Origin of the sequence: Pseudomonas wuhanensis, from assembly GCF_030687395.1 — a bacterium.
GTDB classification, from domain to species: domain Bacteria; phylum Pseudomonadota; class Gammaproteobacteria; order Pseudomonadales; family Pseudomonadaceae; genus Aquipseudomonas; species Aquipseudomonas wuhanensis.
In genome coordinates, this window is sequence record NZ_CP117430.1 from 4490262 (window position 1) to 4508847 (window position 18586).

Annotated in this window: 18 protein-coding genes; 11 read left to right on the plus strand and 7 right to left on the minus strand. The window is 59.3% G+C overall.

Translation table 11 applies throughout. The features are described 5' to 3' along the window. Positions 1 to 53: 53 nt before the first annotated feature. A complete protein-coding gene (locus PSH88_RS20795) occupies positions 54 to 875 on the plus strand; it encodes an aldo/keto reductase (RefSeq protein WP_305422358.1) in 822 nt (273 codons plus the stop codon). Between the two features lie 30 nt (positions 876 to 905). Further along, positions 906 to 1376 (plus strand): DUF1810 domain-containing protein, encoded by a 471-nt coding sequence (locus PSH88_RS20800; RefSeq protein WP_305422360.1) that lies wholly within the window; start codon positions 906 to 908, stop codon positions 1374 to 1376. Here PSH88_RS20800 and PSH88_RS20805 read toward each other — a convergent pair. Continuing rightward, positions 1341 to 3701, minus strand: coding sequence for a DNA polymerase II (locus tag PSH88_RS20805; RefSeq protein ID WP_305427035.1), 2361 nt, complete (start codon positions 3699 to 3701; stop codon positions 1341 to 1343). The two genes, PSH88_RS20800 and PSH88_RS20805, sit on opposite strands and share 36 nt — an antisense overlap. A 354-nt stretch (positions 3702 to 4055) precedes the next feature. Here PSH88_RS20805 and PSH88_RS20810 point away from each other — a divergent pair, with 354 nt between their 5' ends. Beyond that, entirely contained in the window at positions 4056 to 4496 is a 441-nt protein-coding gene (locus PSH88_RS20810) for a CBS domain-containing protein (protein WP_305427036.1), read from the plus strand. 101 nt (positions 4497 to 4597) lie between these two features. Here PSH88_RS20810 and PSH88_RS20815 read toward each other — a convergent pair whose 3' ends face one another. Next, complete coding sequence (locus PSH88_RS20815) at positions 4598 to 5218, minus strand: glutathione S-transferase N-terminal domain-containing protein (RefSeq protein WP_305422362.1); 621 nt, start codon at positions 5216 to 5218, stop codon at positions 4598 to 4600. Positions 5219 to 5351: 133 nt separating this feature from the next. Beyond that, positions 5352 to 6446 carry a DUF1615 domain-containing protein gene (locus PSH88_RS20820; protein WP_305422363.1) on the minus strand — a complete coding sequence of 365 codons (1095 nt, stop codon included), beginning with the start codon at positions 6444 to 6446 and terminating at the stop codon, positions 5352 to 5354. A gap of 497 nt (positions 6447 to 6943) precedes the next feature. Between PSH88_RS20820 and PSH88_RS20825 the strand changes: the two genes are divergently transcribed. The 8 genes from PSH88_RS20825 to PSH88_RS20860 all read left to right on the plus strand — a co-directional run bounded on the left by PSH88_RS20825 (position 6944) and on the right by PSH88_RS20860 (position 15153). Continuing rightward, positions 6944 to 8125, plus strand: coding sequence for a Gfo/Idh/MocA family protein (locus PSH88_RS20825; protein WP_305422364.1), 1182 nt, complete (start codon positions 6944 to 6946; stop codon positions 8123 to 8125). 42 nt (positions 8126 to 8167) lie between these two features. Then, on the plus strand, positions 8168 to 9391 hold the full coding sequence (locus tag PSH88_RS20830; protein ID WP_305422365.1) for a sedoheptulose 7-phosphate cyclase: 1224 nt from the start codon (positions 8168 to 8170) through the stop codon (positions 9389 to 9391). A gap of 286 nt (positions 9392 to 9677) precedes the next feature. Continuing rightward, positions 9678 to 10502 carry an ROK family protein gene (locus tag PSH88_RS20835; RefSeq protein ID WP_305422367.1) on the plus strand — a complete coding sequence of 275 codons (825 nt, stop codon included), beginning with the start codon at positions 9678 to 9680 and terminating at the stop codon, positions 10500 to 10502. Then, entirely contained in the window at positions 10495 to 11694 is a 1200-nt protein-coding gene (locus PSH88_RS20840) for an alcohol dehydrogenase catalytic domain-containing protein (RefSeq protein ID WP_305422368.1), read from the plus strand. Before PSH88_RS20835 ends, PSH88_RS20840 begins: the two co-directional genes overlap by 8 nt. Beyond that, on the plus strand, positions 11682 to 12458 hold the full coding sequence (locus tag PSH88_RS20845) for an SDR family NAD(P)-dependent oxidoreductase (protein ID WP_305422369.1): 777 nt from the start codon (positions 11682 to 11684) through the stop codon (positions 12456 to 12458). Before PSH88_RS20840 ends, PSH88_RS20845 begins: the two co-directional genes overlap by 13 nt. Next, positions 12458 to 13273 (plus strand): sugar phosphate isomerase/epimerase family protein, encoded by an 816-nt coding sequence (locus PSH88_RS20850; RefSeq protein ID WP_305422370.1) that lies wholly within the window; start codon positions 12458 to 12460, stop codon positions 13271 to 13273. The genes PSH88_RS20845 and PSH88_RS20850 overlap by 1 nt, the downstream gene beginning before the upstream one ends. A 29-nt stretch (positions 13274 to 13302) precedes the next feature. Next, positions 13303 to 14004, plus strand: coding sequence for an HAD family hydrolase (locus PSH88_RS20855; protein ID WP_305422371.1), 702 nt, complete (start codon positions 13303 to 13305; stop codon positions 14002 to 14004). Between the two features lie 39 nt (positions 14005 to 14043). Next, entirely contained in the window at positions 14044 to 15153 is a 1110-nt protein-coding gene (locus PSH88_RS20860; protein WP_305422372.1) for an acyltransferase family protein, read from the plus strand. A 2-nt stretch (positions 15154 to 15155) separates the two neighbouring features. Here the strand turns inward: PSH88_RS20860 and PSH88_RS20865 are convergent, their stop codons facing one another. The 4 genes from PSH88_RS20865 to PSH88_RS20880 all read right to left on the minus strand — a co-directional run bounded on the left by PSH88_RS20865 (position 15156) and on the right by PSH88_RS20880 (position 18482). After that, the gene (locus tag PSH88_RS20865) at positions 15156 to 15566 is read right to left on the minus strand and encodes a MerR family transcriptional regulator (protein ID WP_305422374.1); all 411 of its coding nucleotides are present in this window, start codon (positions 15564 to 15566) and stop codon (positions 15156 to 15158) included. Continuing rightward, entirely contained in the window at positions 15563 to 16186 is a 624-nt protein-coding gene (locus tag PSH88_RS20870; protein ID WP_305422375.1) for an NUDIX hydrolase, read from the minus strand. The genes PSH88_RS20865 and PSH88_RS20870 overlap by 4 nt, the downstream gene beginning before the upstream one ends. A 161-nt stretch (positions 16187 to 16347) precedes the next feature. Continuing rightward, entirely contained in the window at positions 16348 to 17538 is a 1191-nt protein-coding gene (locus PSH88_RS20875; RefSeq protein WP_305422376.1) for an MFS transporter, read from the minus strand. A gap of 26 nt (positions 17539 to 17564) precedes the next feature. Further along, on the minus strand, positions 17565 to 18482 hold the full coding sequence (locus PSH88_RS20880; RefSeq protein WP_305422377.1) for an NAD-dependent epimerase/dehydratase family protein: 918 nt from the start codon (positions 18480 to 18482) through the stop codon (positions 17565 to 17567). Positions 18483 to 18586: the final 104 nt, after the last annotated feature.

Sequence of the window (18586 nt, forward strand, 5' to 3'; positions counted from 1 at the left end):
GGGCTGTTTTGCTGCCAACTGAAGTATCGATCGGGCTTCGCAAAGGAGGATTCATGCGTACTCTTGAGCTGGCCGGCAGCCATGTGCCGGTCATCGGCCAAGGAACCTGGCGCATGGGAGAGGAACCCTCCCGACACACAAAGGAAGTTGCAGCGCTGCGTTTGGGCATCGAGTTGGGCATGACCCTGATCGACACCGCTGAAATGTACGCCGAAGGAGGCGCCGAAGAGGTGGTGGGTGAGGCCATCGCCGGTCTGCGCGACCGGGTTTTCCTGGTCAGCAAAGTCTACCCCTTCAACGCCAGCGGCCAAGGCATCCCCCAGGCCTGCGAGCGCAGCCTGCGGCGGTTGAATACCGATTACATCGACCTCTATCTGTTGCACTGGCGTGGCGAATATCCCCTTGAGGAAACCGTCGAAGCCTTCGAACGCCTGCGGGAAAGCGGCAAGATCGGCCGTTGGGGCGTGTCCAACTTCGATCTGGACGACCTGGAAGAACTGGCCTCACCGGCGTGCGCCACCAATCAGGTGCTGTATAACCTGGAAGAACGCGGCATCGAATTCGATCTGCTCCCCTGGAGCCAGCACCAAAGGATGCCGGTAATGGCCTACTGCCCGATCAGCCAGGGCGGGCACCTGCTGGCCAATCCCACGCTCAAGCAGATTGCCGCCCGTCACAACGTGACACCTGCGCAGGTAGCACTGGCATGGATTCTGCGTCAAAACGGCGTGATCGCCATCCCCAAGGCGGTCCGTCCCGAGCATGTGCAGCTCAATGCGCAAGCGGCGCAATTGCGGCTTGAAGTCGGGGATCTGGAGGCGCTGGACCAAGCTTTTCGCGCGCCACAACGCAAGCAGCGGTTGGCCATGGTCTGAGCCATCGCGGTTCTGTCAGAGGGCATCGGCATGAGAAGTACCGATCAGCTCGACTCGTTCAATTTGCCACGCTTCGTCCAGGCGCAGGACCCTGTGTTCGAGTGGGTGCAGGAGGAGCTGCGCGCCGGCCAGAAACGCCGGCACTGGATGTGGTTTATCTTTCCGCAGTTTTCCGGGTTGGGTGACAGCGAGATGTCCCGCTACTTCGCCATTCGCTCCAGTGAGGAAGCCACGGCGTACCTGGAGCATCCGTTACTGGGTCCACGTCTGCGCACCTGCACGCAACTGGTTCTGGACATTCCTCAAAGCTCGATCGCCAAGATTTTCGGTCACCCCGACAACCTCAAGTTTCACTCATCGATGACGCTGTTCGCCCAGGTTTCGCCAAAAGGCAGCCTGTTTCATCAGGCGCTGGATCAATATTTTCACGGCATACCGGATGACTGGACGTTGTCGCTGCTGGACTCAAAACAGGCCCAGTTGCCCCCCAATCAGCGTTGAGAAATCGTCATCGACGAACGGCAGGATCGCATCCGCCACCGGTTGCAGCTGCCGGGTGACGTAGTGGTCATAGTCGATGGGCGCGCTGCGGATTTCCAGCGGCTCGGGCCCCACGACGGTGATGACATAACTGATCCAGCCGCCGTTCTGATATTGCCGCGGGCGTCCCTGCTGGTCGTTGTAGTCGTCGGCGATTCGCGCTGCGCGCACATGGGGCGGCACGTTGCGTTGATAATCGTCGAGGGTACGGCGCAGGCGTTTGCGGTAGATCAGGCGTTCGTCGAACTCACCGGCCAACGTCTTGCGCACATAGTCACGTACGTAATCCTGATAGGGCTTGCGATTGAAGATGCGCAGGTACAACTCCTGCTGGAATTGCCGGGCCAACGGCGACCAGTCGGTGCGTACGGTTTCCAGGCCCTTGTAGACCATTTCATCAGTGCCGTCGGCGCGGGTGACCAATCCGGCATAGCGCTTCTTGCTGCCCTCCTCGGCGCCGCGAATGGTCGGCATCAGAAAGCGTTTGTAGTGGGTTTCGAACTGCAGTTCCAGGGCACTTTCCAGCCCGTACTCCTGCTTCACATGCTCGCGCCACCACTGGTTGACGTGGTCCACCAGCACGTGGCCGATCTGCGCCGCTTCGGCTTGACCGTGGGGGCGGCGCAGCCAGACGAAAGTGGAGTCGGTGTCGCCGTAGATCACCGCGTGGCCTTGAGCTTCGATCAACTGGCGGGTGCGCAACATGATCTCGTGTCCGCGCAAGGTGATGGACGAGGCCAGCCGTGTATCGAAGAAGCGGCAACCGCTGGAGCCCAGCACGCCGTAGAACGCATTCATGATGATCTTCAGCGCCTGGGACAGCGGCGCATTGTGTTCGCGCTTGGCGGTTTCACGGCCTTCGGCGACCCGGGCGACGATGGCCGGCAGGCAATGCCGGGTTCTTGAGAATCGTGCACCACGAAAGCCCGGCACCGACTCGCTGTCGTCGGGATGCTTGAGCCCTTCGATCAAGCCCACCGGGTCGATCAGGAAGGTGCGGATGATCGACGGATAGAGGCTTTTGTAGTCGAGCACCAGCACCGATTCGTACAGACCCGGCTGCGAGTCCATGACAAAACCGCCGGGGCTGGCCTCTGGTGGTTTGCCGCCGAGGTTCGGTGCGACAAAGCCCTGCCGGTGCATCAACGGCATATACAGGTGAGTGAACGCCGCCACCGAGCCACCGCTGCGGTCCGCCGGCAAACCGGTGACGCTGGCGCGCTCGAGCAGGAAGGTGAGCAATTCGGTCTTGGCGAAGATCCGCGTCACCAGTTCGCAGTCCTTGAGGTTGTACTTCGCCAGGGCCGGTTTGTCCTCGGCGAACATGCGATTGATTTCGTCCATGCGCTGGTACGGGTTGTCGATCGACTTGCCCTCGCCCAACAGGGTTTGCGCGACGTTTTCCAGGCTGAACGAGGGGAAGCTCCAGGTCGCCGAACGCAGCGACTCGATGCCATCGATGATCAACCGGCCGGCGGCTGCCGCGAAGTAATGCTTGCCATTGCCGTGCTCGCGCCATTGCATTTCTTCACCGCCACGCCCCAGCTTCAGCGGCACCGCCAAGCGACGAGCATGTTCGTGCAGTACGCGCAGATCGAACTGCACGACGTTCCAGCCGATGATGGCGTCGGGGTCGTGCCGGGCGAACCATTCATTGAGCTTTTTCAGCAGCAGGGTTCGTGAGTCGCAGTATTCGAGCTGGAAATCCACCGCACTGTCATCGCCATTGGGCGGCCCGAGCATATACACCTGCCGCTCGCCGCAGCCTTCCAGGGCGATGGAATACAGTTCGCCCTGAGCGGTGGTTTCGATGTCCAGCGAGACCAGCCTGAGCTTCGGTCGATAGCCGGGGTCGGGTTTCATTTGCGCATCGAGCAGCAGGCCGTCGGCGCCGGGCGTGCCGCCGAACAAAACGGGCGCGGTGATGAAACGCTCCATCATGTAGCGTTCCGGCGGGCGGATGTCGGCTTCGAATACATCGATGCCTGATCTGCGCAGCGCCGTTTCCAGGCGCATCAACTGGCCGTGCTGCTGGCAATACAGGCCGAGCACCGGTCGGTGTTCGAAGTCCAGAAGTGCCAAGGGCTTCAGCTCGACGTTTTTCTCGCCGCGCAGCAGCGCTTCAGCTTGCTCGCGTTGGGCTGCAGGAATGAACGCAACCGACGGTTGATGCGGCAGGCGGATGCGCCGGGGACCGGCATCGGTCGCCAGCCAGAACTCGACTTCCGTGCCGGCCGGGGTATCTCGCCAATGCCGGGTCAGGACGAAGCCCTGCTGTAAATCCACCACTGCAACCTCAACGATCTGATTCAAGGGGTAATTCTACGCGTGATCGGTGTGGTGAGGGGGCTTGCCCTAATGCCGGTAAGTTAAGACGCAGAACCTGTGGGAGCGTGGCTTGCCCGCGAAGAACGATGACGCGTAGTACCTGAAAAACCGCGGTGCATGCTTCGCGGGCAAGCCACGCTCCCACAGGATTTTCGTCGCTCAAATTTCTTGACTTACCGGCCTTAGGGCCGAGCTTTTACAAAGAAAAATCGCTGAATGACGCTTTTTGCGCGGTATCTGCCGCTTTCTGCCTTGCTCTGCGAGCGCGTCTCTACGATTCTTCAAGAACAACGACAAACCCGAGAAACCACCATGAAAACCGTCGCCCAACTGCTCAAGCTAAAGGCCCAACAGAATCAGGCAGTCCACACCATTGCGCCTCATCAAATGGTGCTGGAAGCGCTGATGGTGATGGCCGCGAAAAACGTCGGCGCGTTACCGGTCCTGAAGGATGGAAAGGTCGTCGGCATCATCAGCGAGCGTGACTACGCGCGCAAACTGGTGCTCAAGGGGCGCTCCTCTGTCGGCACACCGGTCAGCGACATCATGGTGTCGCCGGTGATCACCGTGGACACCCATCAAACCGTCGAAACCTGCATGGGCATCATGTCCGACAAACGCCTGCGGCACTTGCCGGTGGTGGAAAACGGCGAGCTGATGGGGTTGCTGTCGATCGGTGACCTGGTCAAGGAAGCCATTGCCGAACAGGCGGAACTGATTCGTCAGTTAGAGCAGTACATTCGCGGCGAGTGATTGCACACTGTGCGAGGGGCTTTTGTGGCGAGGGAGCTTGCTCCCTCGCCACAAAAGCCCGCTCCCACAAAAGCCCGCTCCCGCATTGGTTTGATGTGTTCCTATGGCCAATGCCGGGCGAAAACCGGTGCCAATGCAGGGTGCCGGTCGAAGCGTTCAAGCCAGGCAGAGAACCCCGGCCGCGCGGTGCGCAAGTGCTCTCGGGTACCCGCCCACCGCGTCACCACCGCCGCCAGAATATCCAGCGCGCCCGGCGCTCCCTCGCCCAGGTACAACTTGCCCGCGAATTGATCGGCAAACACCTCCCAACTCCAGTGCAGGCGCTGGCGGGCACCGGCCATAAGGTTTTCTCTGGACGACTCGTCCGCCTCGGCCAGCCAGCGCTCGGGATAATCGATGATGCCGATGGCGGCATAGCAATTGCTGACGATGTACACCAGACCCCGAATCACCTGATCACGCTTGAGCGGGTTTTCCGACAGCAGGTTCGACTCCGGGAACGTGAGGCCCAGATGAATCAGAATGGCCGCACTCTCAGTCAGAACACCGCCATCGGGCATTTGCAGGGTGGGAATCTGCTTCAGCGGGTTGAGCTTCTCCAAGGCCTGAACCGCCTCCGGGGACGATGAAACATCAATGAAGCGATAAGGAACCTCGCACAGTTCCAGCGCGGCCTCGATAGCGGCCGCACCTGAGTTCTGATGTCCGTAGAGCTGATACATGACTAAATCTCCTCTGCGACTCTCTCTTTGTAGCAGCTGCTGAAGATTGCGCTCGAATGCCTCGCAATCCCTGTAGAAGCAAGCCCCCTCGCCACACAAGCTCGATACACGTTGCGCACCCATCCTGGCTAGGTCACTTCCCCGCGCGCTTCATGCAGCGCTGATAACGCTCATCGACCCGCTTGGCGAACCACGCCGTGGTGAGTTTGCGGGTGATTTTCGGGCTTTGCAGCACAATCCCCGGCAACACCGCCCGGGGTAATGGCCGGCCTTCGGCCTGTTCGGCCAAGGCAAACACCCGCCGATAAAGCTCGGTGTCCTCGAATTCAAGGCCTTTCCCCTCCTCCAATTGATCCCGAATGGTCGGGTTGCGCATGTCCAATTGCTTGCCAAGAGTGCGCACCGCCAATTCCGTGGTGCCAGGCATGATCGAGCCGTAGCGCACCAGATCGCCATCCAGCGCCAGCGGAATGCCCGTCGCCCGACTTACCGCGTTCTGAAACGCCGCATTGCGGCTGGCGTACCAACCAGCGTTGAAATCGGCGAAGCGATACAGCGGCTGCTTGTAGCTCACCGGGTAACCGAGCAAGTGGGCAATACCAAAATACAGGCCACCGCGACGCGTAAACACTTCGCGGCGAATCGAGCCGTCCACCGGGTAGGGATACTCCCGCGCCTGCTGCTCGGCAAAATCGATGCTGACCTGCATCGGCCCGCCGGTGTGCACCGGGTTGAAACCATCGAACAGCGTCCGCCCCATGGGCACCATGCCGATGAAGTCATCGAAAATCGCGCTGAGTTCTCTTTCGCTGCGCGCGGCATTCAGCCGGTCGCTGTAGCTTTTGCCATTGGGTGAACTGACCTGCAAGGCACCGCTCACCAGCAGGCCGGGAATATGGGCCTTGGCGGCGCGGCGGTCGATCTCGTCCCGGGCGATCTTGCCCAGGCCCGGCACCCGCGGATCAGCCTGAAACGTCGACTCCTGCTCAGTGACCGCGAGTACCGAACACAGGTTTTGCGTGGTCGGCGAAATATTCTGGGCGGCAAATGCCGCGTAGATGTCCGTGGCCCAGCCTTGGCGGTCGGGTGTCTTGGCCGGTAGCAGACGCATGATCTCGGCCTTGACCTCGGCAGGCTTGCGGGCCGGCGGTTCCTGCGTGCGTTGAGTACCGCAACCGGCCAGAACCAACAGTGCCGCGGCGCTCATGATCAATCGATTGGCTTGCATGGTGCTCCATCAAAATCCGATAAGCCGGGTTAACCATACGATCAATGGCATGGCGCAGGCTATGACTGTGACGGCTGCTGACTGTTCCCGCATAACTCTCGTAGCAGTTGTCGAGCCTGCGCGGCTGCGTTCGGCTGCGAAGCAGTCGTAGTTCGATGAATACGGTTTGCCTGAAATAACGCGGACACTTAATGGCAGCAGGGTCTTTTACATGATCCGCTTGCTCCCAATGTCTTCACCCATACGCGCCGCTGTAACCTTCCAGTCATGTGAAACCCGGCTCCTGCTGCTCTCAGAACCATGCATCCCAAGCAGCGTAATACTGCGTTCCATGCATACGCTTCACTTGCGTGAAAAAAAATAAAAATCTTGTTGACCTTCACACCACTGTCAAGGGTGGTATGGCGCCGCCTGAAACAAAAAGGGGCAGGTTACCGCACGGTGACCTGCCCCCCATCGGGCATCCAGACATGACGTCCAACAGGGAGCCAGGAAACATGCAAGCAGCAAAGCCTTTTCGAGTAGGTATGATCGGCGCCGGGTACATGGCGAAACTGCACAGCCTTTCAATGAACAATCTGGCCGGTTACACCGAAGATCCCGCCGACCGTTTCGACCTGGTGCGCATCGTCGACACCGATGCCCAGGCCGCAGAACGTGAAGCAACTCGCTGGGGCTGGTCCGAACACGGTACCGACTGGAAAACCGTGACCCGCGATCCATCGATCGACGTGGTGGACATTGCTACGCCAAACGACTCACACCATGAAATCTGTCTCGATGCCTTCGCCCATGGAAAGCATGTCATTTGTGAAAAACCGTTGTCAGTCAACAGCGAATTCGCTGCCGAAATGGCCCGCAAGGCGCACGCTTCGGGCCGGGTTCATATGGTCAATTTCACCTACCGCGCCTGGCCGGCCATCGCTCAGGCTCGTGCGTTGATCAAAAGCGGTGCCATCGGCAATGTCCGGCATTTCGAGGGGCACTTCTTCCAGGATCACAACAACGACCCGACCATTCCTCTGCACTGGCGCTTCAAAAAAGGCCCGGCCGGCGCCGGCGCACTCGGCGATGTGGGTGCACATATCATCGACCTGGCGCGCTTTCTGGTCGGTGAAGTGGACAGCGTCGTGGCAACCACCCAGCGCTTTATCCAGGAACGTCCGCTGCCACATGACCGCAGCCAGAAAGGTCAGGTCGAGGTGGATGATCTGGCGGCGGCGATGGTCCAGTTCGAAAATGGCGCCACCGGCACGATCAAAGCGAGCTGGGCCCTGCCCGGTTTCAAAAATGACGTGTACTTCGTGGTGGTCGGCGACAAAGGCGCTGTGCGCTTCAGCTGGGAGCGCAGCAACGAGCTGCAGTTTTTCGACAGCGCCGACCCACAACCTATCTCCGGGTACAGGACCATCCCGCTCGGCAGGGCTCATCCCGGCGCCGAACTGTTCTGGTTCCCCGCTCTGGGTGGCGACTTGGGCGTCGGTGTAACCGCTCAGGGCATGGGTTATGGCGATGCATTCACCTTGAGTTTCCGGCATTTCATCAACGCCCTTAAAACCGGCGAATCGCCGGCACCGAATTTCGTCGACGGCCTGCGCTGCTGCGAAATCATCGATGCGATTTTGGCTTCGGCCGAGCAAGGACGCTGGGTAAAGGTCCACCGCACGATAATCGACTGATAAATCCCTGCCCCTCAGAACGACCCAATCGAGATAAAAGTTATGGATAACTTGAATTCGCAGCAAGCCCCGCAACGTCGTCCGCACATTGCCAGCCCGCTGCCCAAATGTTCCGATCTGACCTGGCGCATGCATGCCCGGCAAGAGGTCAATTACAGCGTCTCGTTGAACACCGGTCTGCTCAAGCACACCAATGCCACGCTGGCTTATGGTTGCGGTGCCAACGGCGTGCAACCGGTCAGGCGGCTGGTGGTCATCGATGCGCGAGTCAACGAGCTTTACGGTGACGAATTCCGCGCCTATTTCGAGGCCTGGAAAATCCAGGTGGTCTGGAAAGTCATGTCTGGCGATGAAGCGTTCAAGACCATGGACCATACCATCGAAGTGGCACAGGCCATGGCGGCGGCCAATCTGCTGCGGCGCAATGAAGTGGTGATCGGCATCGGTGGCGGGGTGCTGCTTGACGTGGTGGGATTCGCGTCGAGCCTTTATCGCCGTGGCATTCCTTACATTCGTATCCCCACAACGCTAATGGGCCAGATCGATGCCGGTATCGGCATCAAGACCGGCGTCAATCACGACGACTATAAAAATCGCCTGGGCACCTATTACGCGCCGTCATCTGCGTTCATCGACCCCTACTTCCTGCAATCGATGGACCAGCGACACATTTCCAACGGTGTGGCGGAAATCATCAAAATGGCCCTGATCAAGGACCGCGAGCTGTTCGAATTGCTCGAAGAAATGTCTTCGCACCTGACACCCAAGGCGTTCGCCTCAAACGATCCCCGGATCAAGGAGATCATGTCCAGGGCTATTGCCGGGATGCTGGCTGAACTGGAGCCTAACCTCTGGGAGGCCGAACTGGCCCGCTGCGTGGACTATGGCCATACCTTCAGCCCGTCCCTGGAACTGTTGGCGGAACCGGCACTGTTACATGGTGAGGCGGTCGCGGTGGACATGGCGCTCTGCGTGGCACTGGCTGCGGGCCGGGGCTTGTTGTCCTGTGTTGACGCGGATCGGGCCATTGACCTGATTGAAGTGGCAGGTTTGCCGGTGTCGCATCCGGTGTTCAACCTCCAGCTTCTGGAGAAATCCTTGATCGATACGATCAAGCACCGTGATGGACTGCAACGGATTCCACTGTCCGAAGGCATCGGCCAGACCGCATTTGTCAACGACGTCACAAGCGCAGAGTTGGCCCAAGCGTTGGTCTGGATCGAACAGCGTGAAAGCCGCTCCTCCGAACAAAGCTGTGTAGCGTGAGGAATCGCCCATGGTAACGGACATCATCGAAAGATCGTCCCGACCCTTGGCGCAAAACGATGACGCCCAGAGCGTCATCGTTTTCGACATCGGTGGAACGCATTTTCGCTCTGGGCACTTTTCCCCTGAGCGAGGTCTTTCAAACGTCATCTCTGAACCGGCAACCAGCTTTTTGACTCATTCAAGGCTCAGTGCTCGCGAACTCAAGGATGTGCTGCTTGAGTATCTGGTCGTAACGGCACGCCAGTCGGGTCTGCGCCATGCATCGATTTCACTCGGAGCAGCAATGAATGCCAGAACGGGACTGGTCTACGGTTCCGGGCCACTCTGGGGCTCCGATACAACGCCCTTTGACTTGCGCAGCGAACTCGCTGACAAGGCGCCCGATATCACCTGGCACAGCCTCAACGATGTCACGGCGGTGCTGTTGCACTACGCCAGTCTGAATCGGCACAGCGACTTGCGAAAAATCCTGCTGATGACCGTCAGTTCAGGGATCGCCTGCCGAACCATCGACATGCGCAACGGCCGGATTCCAGTGGACGATGTCGGGTTGCAGGGGGAAATCGGTCACCTGCCTGTGGCATTGCCTGGCGGCCCGAACGGCGGATGCTTGGAGTTGCCCTGTGACTGCGGCGGCCAGAACCACCTGGCGGCTTTCTCGTCAGGGCGCGGCATGAAGAAACTGCATGACGCGTTAGCCAAGAGCCAGCCTTCGAGGTGGACATCTTCGGCCATGCACCGCCTGATGGATGTCGGTTGCGGGCATGAAGAAGCATTGCAAATGGCCCTTGAACGGCATGACGAATATGCCGAAAACCTGTTGTACCTAGCCACCCGACCGATCGCCAATGTGGTGCGGTATGCCCTGGCACTTGACCCGGAGATCGACCGGGTCGTGTTCGTCGGAGGCGTCAGTGTCAATCTGGAGTCCCACTATCTGCGTCTATTGAACCGGCATTTTCAGGAAACCGGGCTGTACCTCACCAGCCAGCGCCTTCCCCACTACATCATGGACCGCATTGCGATTGCCAGACCCGAGCAGGCCGATGGACTGACAGGTGCGGGTCTTTATGCACGTCAGGTTCTGGAGCAACACGCTCATGAATGAAAGCCTGAACACTGCCAACACTCACCTGGTCATAGCGCGCGACGGTCAACAGGTGTCGCTACAAGTCATGCCCACGCCGCGTATCGGTACCGGGGAGTTGCTGATAGCACCGTTGATTGCCGGGTTGTGTGGCACCGATCTGCAGATTCTGCGCAGGGAACGCGATGATCCTGCGCGGGTGATCGGGCACGAAGGTGTGGCCCGCATCGTTCAGGTCGGGTCGCAAGTCCCCGGGCACCTGCGCGAAGGCATGAACGTCATCATCAACCCTACCCATCCGAGCAATCCGCAAATGCTGCTGGGTCACCAACTGGACGGGATGTTTCAGCAGTACGTGAGGATCCCGTCGGCCATTGTCGAGGCGGGCCTCGTCGTACCGTTGCCAGTGGATCTGCCCACACGCCTCGCTCCGCTGATCGAGCCCCTGGCCTGTGTGATCTATGCGCTGGAGTTGATGCTGGCGCGTAAACCTGCGGGGCCGCTGATCATCTATGGCGATGGCATCATCGGCCATCTCGCCGCACTGGTCGCCAAGCGGTATCTGGGGATCTGGACCCGAGTGGTGATGGTTCACCACGGCATCCGGGGCCTGCGCTGGAGTGAAAACAACAACTTCCGTTTCGACAGTCATCTGCTGTTCGATGATCTGGGTTCCGGCCTGACACTGGCGATGCAAGACCGCCCCGTCGCTGCGCTCATTGCCACCCCACGCAGTGCGACGCTCGCCTGCCTGGAACATGCCGTGACTCACTTGGCGAACAACGGGGTGATTGACCTTCTCGGTGGCGTGCCGAGCGGCTCGCGACTGTCATCTCTGCCCGAGTTAGGGGACATCGGCGAAATACGTACTCACAACTGTGGCGGCTTTCCTGAGCAGGGTCATTTCACTGCGGTCACCACCAACGAGCAAAAACCACTGATGCTCTACGGCCATCGAGGTGTGTCGAGCGCAAGGTTGGTCGAAGCAACACAGGTCCTGAAACAAACCCCGAGTGTGTTTTCACGCCTCGTCACCCACCTGCTGACACTTCCCCAGGCCGCAGAACTCATGCAGCAGATCGCTTGGTGCGGCGAACGTGAAATCGATGGTGAACGGTTCATGAAAGTCGGCATTGAAATCTCCCCCTGTACCAGCCTTCTCAAAGCTGACGTCCCCCACGAACACTTCGGAGAATTACCATGCTCGGCATGACCAAGGCTTCGCCTCGCAGCAACACCGTATTTGTCATGGGCGGCTCCACCGGCATCGGCCGTGGCATCGCTCAGGCCTTGTTGGGTGCAGGGTTGCAGGTGGTGGTGTTCAGCCGTTCCAGCCCCACCGACCAGCCAGGCCTTGAGGGTGTGATCTGGCGACCAATCGACCTCACCGATCCCGGTGAAAGTCGTCAGCGCCTGGACGCTGCAGTCCAGGAGTTCGGCAGCACGCTGGATGCGGTATTTTACAGCGCCGTGTATTACGGCCCCAAACGAGCGCCGCTGTTGCAAGTCAGCGAACAGGAATGGCGCGATCAGCTTAACGTCAACCTGCATGGTTTATGGCTGACTCTCGCCGCGACCCTGCCGGCCTTGCGCTTGCGCACTCCAGCGCTATTTGTCGGTGTGTCGTCGGAAGTGGTCTACAACGCTGGCCCCAATCGCTCGGGCTACGCCGCCACCAAAGCCGCGGCCGCCAGTCTGCTCGACTCCCTGGCCCAGGAGGAAGGTCCCGAGGGCGTACGGGTGGTGCAAGTGCTCCCGGAAAAAATGGTCGATACCGCTGGTATTCGCCAACGTCGTCCGGCAACCTTCGACTATTCAGACTACATGACCCCGCAGACCTTCCAGTCAATCACCCTGAACCTATACAACAGTCGTGGTGAGGGTTTCCACGGTGACAGCCTGGTGGTCGGGCATAACGGGGATGCCTGGCGGGTCGAAGAAGCGCCTCCGGCGTCTCAAAGCAAGCAGTCTGCCTGATGCTCGCCTCCACGCTATCTAACAGCATGCCGCGTATTGCCCTGGCAGACTGGCGGCTGCCCTTCAACGGCTCGCAAGCGCTGGGTTTCACCGCCTGGTGCGGGCTACATGATATTCAGATCGACTTCGGCGGCCCCGGCCGCGCACCGTCCCTGGACAGCGTGAGCCGACTCAGGGCGATCAGGGACGCGAGCATCGCTCACGACGTGAACGTTCTAGCCGTGGCTTGCAACCAGATGAATGATCTGGGGCTGCACAGCGCGGTTCATTCGCCTGTGGGCGAAAAGGTGCGCTCACTGGTCATGCAAACCCTGGACGCGGCGGCTTTCCTGGGGGCTTCGATGGTCTTTTTCCCAAGCTTTCGGAAAAGTGCGATTGGTGATCGGCAGACCCTGGAGGCCACCGCACGCCTGCTCCAATGGGCCTGTGAACAGGGCGAGCAACGAGCCTTGTTGGTCGCCAATGAAAACGATCTGGATGTTCAGGCGTCACGACGGCTTGTGGAACACGTCAACCAACGCAATTTCAGATTGATACTCGACACCTACAACCCGGTAAAGGTCGGCGTTCGGCCATCAACCCTGATTCTGGAACTGCCCTCGGTCTTTGCCTCGCAGGTTCATGTCAAGGACGGTCGATCAGGCCTCGATGCCTCGGTACCCCTGGGTTTTGGCGACGGTTCGGTTGCCGAAACCCTGGACACCTTGCGTGATATCCAGTCGTTCGACACCTATGTACTGGAAAACGATTACCGCTGCGGCGACCCCGCCCACCTGCAACACGATCTCGGCTGGCTGCTCAATGCCACACGCTGACCCACCTCATTTGAACGAGAGTCATAAACATGCAATTGAAATCCGGATTACTCATCAAGGCCGACGCTCTGCTCTTTGACATGGACGGCACATTGGTCGACTCCACCGCCGTCGTGGAACGCACCTGGGGACGCTTCGCCGAACGCCACGGATTGAATCCGGTCGAGGTACTGCATGCCGCCCACGGTCGCAGAACCGCGGAAACGGTCGAAATGTTCGCGCCACCCGGCGTTGATACCGACGCGGAAACCGCCCGAATCGTTGCCGAGGAAATCGCCGACACTGAAGGTATTGTCGAAGTGCCAGGCGCCCGACGTTTTCTGCAACGACTACCCGCCAATCGATGGGCAGTGGTGACCTCGGCGAGCCGCGAACTGGCCCTGCGCCGCATGAAGGCAGCCGGTGTCCCCATCCCCCCCATACTGATCAGCGCAGAAGATGTCTCTTCCGGCAAACCCGCGCCTGAAGGATACTTGGCGGCTGCACAGGCATTGGGCGTCGCACCTTGTGACTGTCTGAGCTTCGAGGACGCCAGAGCCGGCCTCGAGTCCGCTCACGCCGCCGGCACCCGGGTCATTGCACTGGCGACCACGTTAAGTGCCGATGATTTGCGCGAGGAAGACTGGATTCCGGACTTCAGCGTGCTGGGTTTGCTCGACAACAGTGGCACTGCGTTGCACGTGTCGGTGCTGCCGACTCACACAGAGCAGCCCGTGACGACGCCCGCCTGACAGCTAACGCAGCCTTGAAAATGGATGATGGACAGGTGAATGGATATGCATAAACAGGAAGTACGTGCGTTAACCGGATTGCGCGGCATGGCAGCCGTTCTGGTCATGCTCTATCACTTCAACACCGGCCAGTTACTGGAAGGTAGCCTGGGTAACCTCATGGGCAACTGCTACCTGATGGTGGACCTGTTTCTGGTGTTGTCGGGATTTGTGTTAACGCTCAACTACGGGCACCTGTTCGAGCACTCGCTCAAGATGCCGCAGATTCTGAGTTTTCTGTACCGGCGCCTGTCACGCATCTATCCGTTGTATGCCGTCATGACCCTCACCGCTTCGATACTGGTGGCCAACTCACTGATGGATCGCTGGCCGGGGCCGCCGGTACCGGTCAGCGCACTCATCAACCTGACAATGCTGCAAACCCTGGTCAATGTTCCAACCCTCGATACCCCGGGGTGGTCGGTCAGTGCGGAATGGATGGCCAGCCTCTGCTTCCCGTTCATTGTCCTGGCGCTGCTCAGACGTTCCTGGCCGGCGAACCTGCTGGCCATGTTGGGCGCTTTGTTGATGCTGCCGTTGATTGCCCACTCGCCGGCGCTGATCGACGAGCCCAAACGTTCAGGACTTCTGGACATCTGGCACTACGGGACGCCGTACCCGGTCATTCGCTGCCTGGCGGATTTTGTCATGGGCGTTATCGCGTACCGCGCGCTGGAGTTCGGCTGGACCCGACGAGTGCTGGGCAATCCATGGTTTGCAGGCCTCATTTGCCTGGGGACCGTGGTTCTGATGACGTTCAAGCACGCGGATATCCTCATCGTCGCCTGCTTCCCCCTGCTGATTCTGGCACTGCAGGCCGGCAACAACCTCCCGGCGCGGATCATCGGCGGGCAGCCGTTTTATGGGTTGGGGGTGATTTCGTACAGCATTTACCTGGTGCACAACCAGCTCAACTATTTCATGCATGACCTGGCACGCGCCCTGACTCAGGCCGGGCTGGGTACTAACAGCGCCACTGCGGTCTCGATCGCGGTGTTCGCGAGTGTGGGGATACTGATCGCCCGCCTCACCTACCGCCTCATCGAGCAGCCGGCCATGCGCTACCTGCGCAAAACGCGGCTGTCCCGTGAAGTGTCGGTGACGGGCTGATCTCAGGCGTAAGCCACACTGCCGGACTCCCACATCGAGTTCGGCAGTACTTCGGGAATGTCCATCTGACCGGTTTCATCCAGGTACTGTTCGAGAATCGACAGCGCCCGTGACTGATCTTCGATGGTCTGCTGCAACTTGAGCCGCTGATCCTTGAGCGTGGCGACAATTAGCGGGCAAGGATCGAACCTGACCGGCTGACTGATGATACAGGGCATTAACACCCTAATGACATTGAGCGTCAGTCCGGCTTCCTGAAGCGCCTTGATGTTCTTGAGAATGGAAATGTCATTCTGACAATAGTCGCGATAGCCCGAAGACAGACGCATCGGACGTATCAGTCCTTGCTCTTCGTAATAACGGAGCATGCGTGCACTCACACCAGACTTCTTCGACAGTTCATTGATCTTCATGTGGGCGTCCTTGCTTCAAATTGACTGGACATCGATGGGCATTGCCCTGCGCCACCGAGCGTTGCGGCGGGTTGGCACACGCTCAACAGAATCGGTACGAGGGACAGACCGTCCGTCATTTGGCCACTGGCAATCAGCTGAAAAATTTCCGCTGGCGCGAACCAGCGCACCTGCAGGACTTCGTTGGTATCGAAGCGATCCGTCGCCCACTGCACATCGTGCGCCTGATAGATCTCGAAGCGCTGATCACTGCTGCCATAGGTGGGGTGAAATGAAATCAGCGGCGCCCAGTCCCGTGCCGTGTAACCGGTCTCTTCGAGCAGCTCGCGCCGAGCGGCCTCAAGCGGGTTTTCGTGTGGATCGACACTGCCCGAAGGCAGTCCCCAGACCCGTTTACCGACCAGAAACCGATACTGATGGATGAGCAGTATCTTGCCTTCGCGGCAGGCCAGGATGCCCACCGCCGGGCGCTCATGGTGGACGCAAAAATAATCGATGGATTGGCCATCGGGTAATTGCACTGCATTATCCACGACTGAAAACCATGGGTTCTCATGTACAACCGTCTTCCCTGTTACCCGCCAGACAGCTGACGTGGCGTCGTTCGGCTCATCAATCATTTGAAAGCATCCGTGCTGTTTTTTCCGATGTGCATCATTCGGCACATGGCTGCGGTGATACATTACTGTCCCATGGCGCGTCCGGCAATACAGCGTGTAAAGCCCGGGCTTGAGCCACGCGGCCAACGAGGAACCGACAGCAGCCCCTCGTTGGCCGAGACTCAGGCAGTTGCCGATGGATAACTCAGCAAGCTGCGATCACGACTCAAGAACATCCCGAGCACCATGACCAACGTCACCAGGGAAATAGTCGCAGCAACCAGTGTGATGGAGTTCAACGGCATGCCGGCATCGATGACGCGGCCACCCACCCAGGCACCGATCGCGTTGCCCAAATTGAACGCACCCACGTTGAGCGTGGACGCATAGTTGGCGGATTCGCCGGCCACACGAATGATCAGCGCTTGCAGCAACATCCCCACGCAGAACGACAGGCAACCCCACACCGCCATGTTGATAACCGCCGGATACACGAAATGACTGGTCCAGTAGAAGCTGACCAGCGCTGCGATCAGGGCCATCAGTGTCAGCACCAGCGAACGGGTCAGGCTCCAGTCAGCCAGTCTGCCGCCCAGCAGGCCGCCGACGGTGATACCCAGGCCGCACACCAGCAACGCAACGCTGGCGAACTTCGGCTCGACATGGGTCACATCCTGCAGGATCGGCACGATGTAGGTGAAAAACGCGAACATGCTCGCCGACGCCATGACGCTGGTCATCAGGCCCAGCCAGATGATCGGGCGCTTCATGCCTTGCAGATTGGTTTGTGTGTTTTTCTTGCTGGCGCTGGCCTTGGCCGGAACCAGGTACCAGACCATCAGCAGCGAAATAATGCCCAGCGCGACCACACCCAGAAACGTGGTGCGCCAACCGTAGACTTGCCCCACCAGCGACCCGACCGGAACACCCAGCACGTTGGCCAGGGTCATACCGGTGAACATCAGGGTCATGGCCCGCCCTTCCTTGCCAGGAGGTGCGATACGCGACGCCAGAACCGCCGCCATACCGATGAACGATGCATGACTGAACGCGGTAAACACTCGGGCGACGATCAGCGAATTGAATCCGGGAGCGATCATGCAGGCAATGTTGCCCACCGTAAAAATCGCCATCAGGATCAACAATGCGCGCTTCTCTTCCATTTTGCCGACGAGCATCGCCAGCAACGGCCCGCCCACTACCACACCCAACGCATAACCCGACACCAGATAACCGGCAGACGGGATCGACACGCCAAGGTCGGCCGATACCTGAGGCAACAGGCCCATGATGATGAACTCGGCGGTGCCGATCGCAAAGGCCGCAATCGCCAACGCGAACAGCGGCCAACTCATGACGCGGTCGTCTTTCATCTGGATATTTCCATTCATCGCAATGCTCATTTTGAAAACCCCTGACTCTGGCTGTCCCGAATCCAGGAAATGACATCCGAATACTGCGGTTCCCAGCCGAAGTCACGGGCCTTCTGGCCACTGACCCGAATGTTCGAACCCAGCCCGTACTCGGCTTCTTCCGGGTCATGTGCACAGCATTCACGCAGAATGTATTCCATGGGTACCGACTGAGTACGTCCACCGAACCCAAGCTTTTCGCTGATGACCTGTGCCAGCTCCTTCATCGACACCTCGCCGTTCTCGGCGAACAGGTAAGCACCACTTTCGGCCTTATCCAGCATCAAAAGCGACAGGCTGACCAGGTCATCGATGTGCACAAAAGCGGTACGATTTTCACCACTGCCGACATACACACCCACCCCATGCTCACGGGCCAGTCGTGTCAGCAGCGGAATCTGAATCGAGTCCTTGTGCAGCGCTCGCCCTTCGCCAAACACCATCGTCGGGCATACCACCAGCGTTCTAAGGCCCTGCTGACCGGCCATTCTGATGGCATTGTCGATCGCCACCCGACCGACTTTCTCCAACCGTGGCCGAGGCTGGGTGTGCTCGGTCCACTGTTGATCGGAACCTGCCCCCTCCGCGCGATCACCAATGACACTGGTGCCACTGTAGTGAATCAACGTCTTGCCCGAACCCCGCAAGCTCTGCAGCAAAGTGGAGACCACATAGGCATTGTCCGAGTTGGCTGCGTTGACGATAAGGTCCACCGCCAGTACCTGCTTCTTGATGGTCTCAGTGTCATAGAGCGTCCCGAACACCGGGATGATCCCCAGTTTCCCCACCTCGTATGCTTGATGAGCGGAGCGCACCAGGCCATAGACCTCATACCCCCGGTCGATCAGCGCCATGGCCATCGATCCACCGATGTACCCCGTCACACCCGTCACAAATGCCTTCAAAATGTCGACTCCTGTCGTTCTGAAAATTATTAAAAGCGCCGTTGCTCATCCTGAGTGCCGTCATATCCGTATCGCTCGTTACTGCCCGGCAGGTCCTGCGCAAA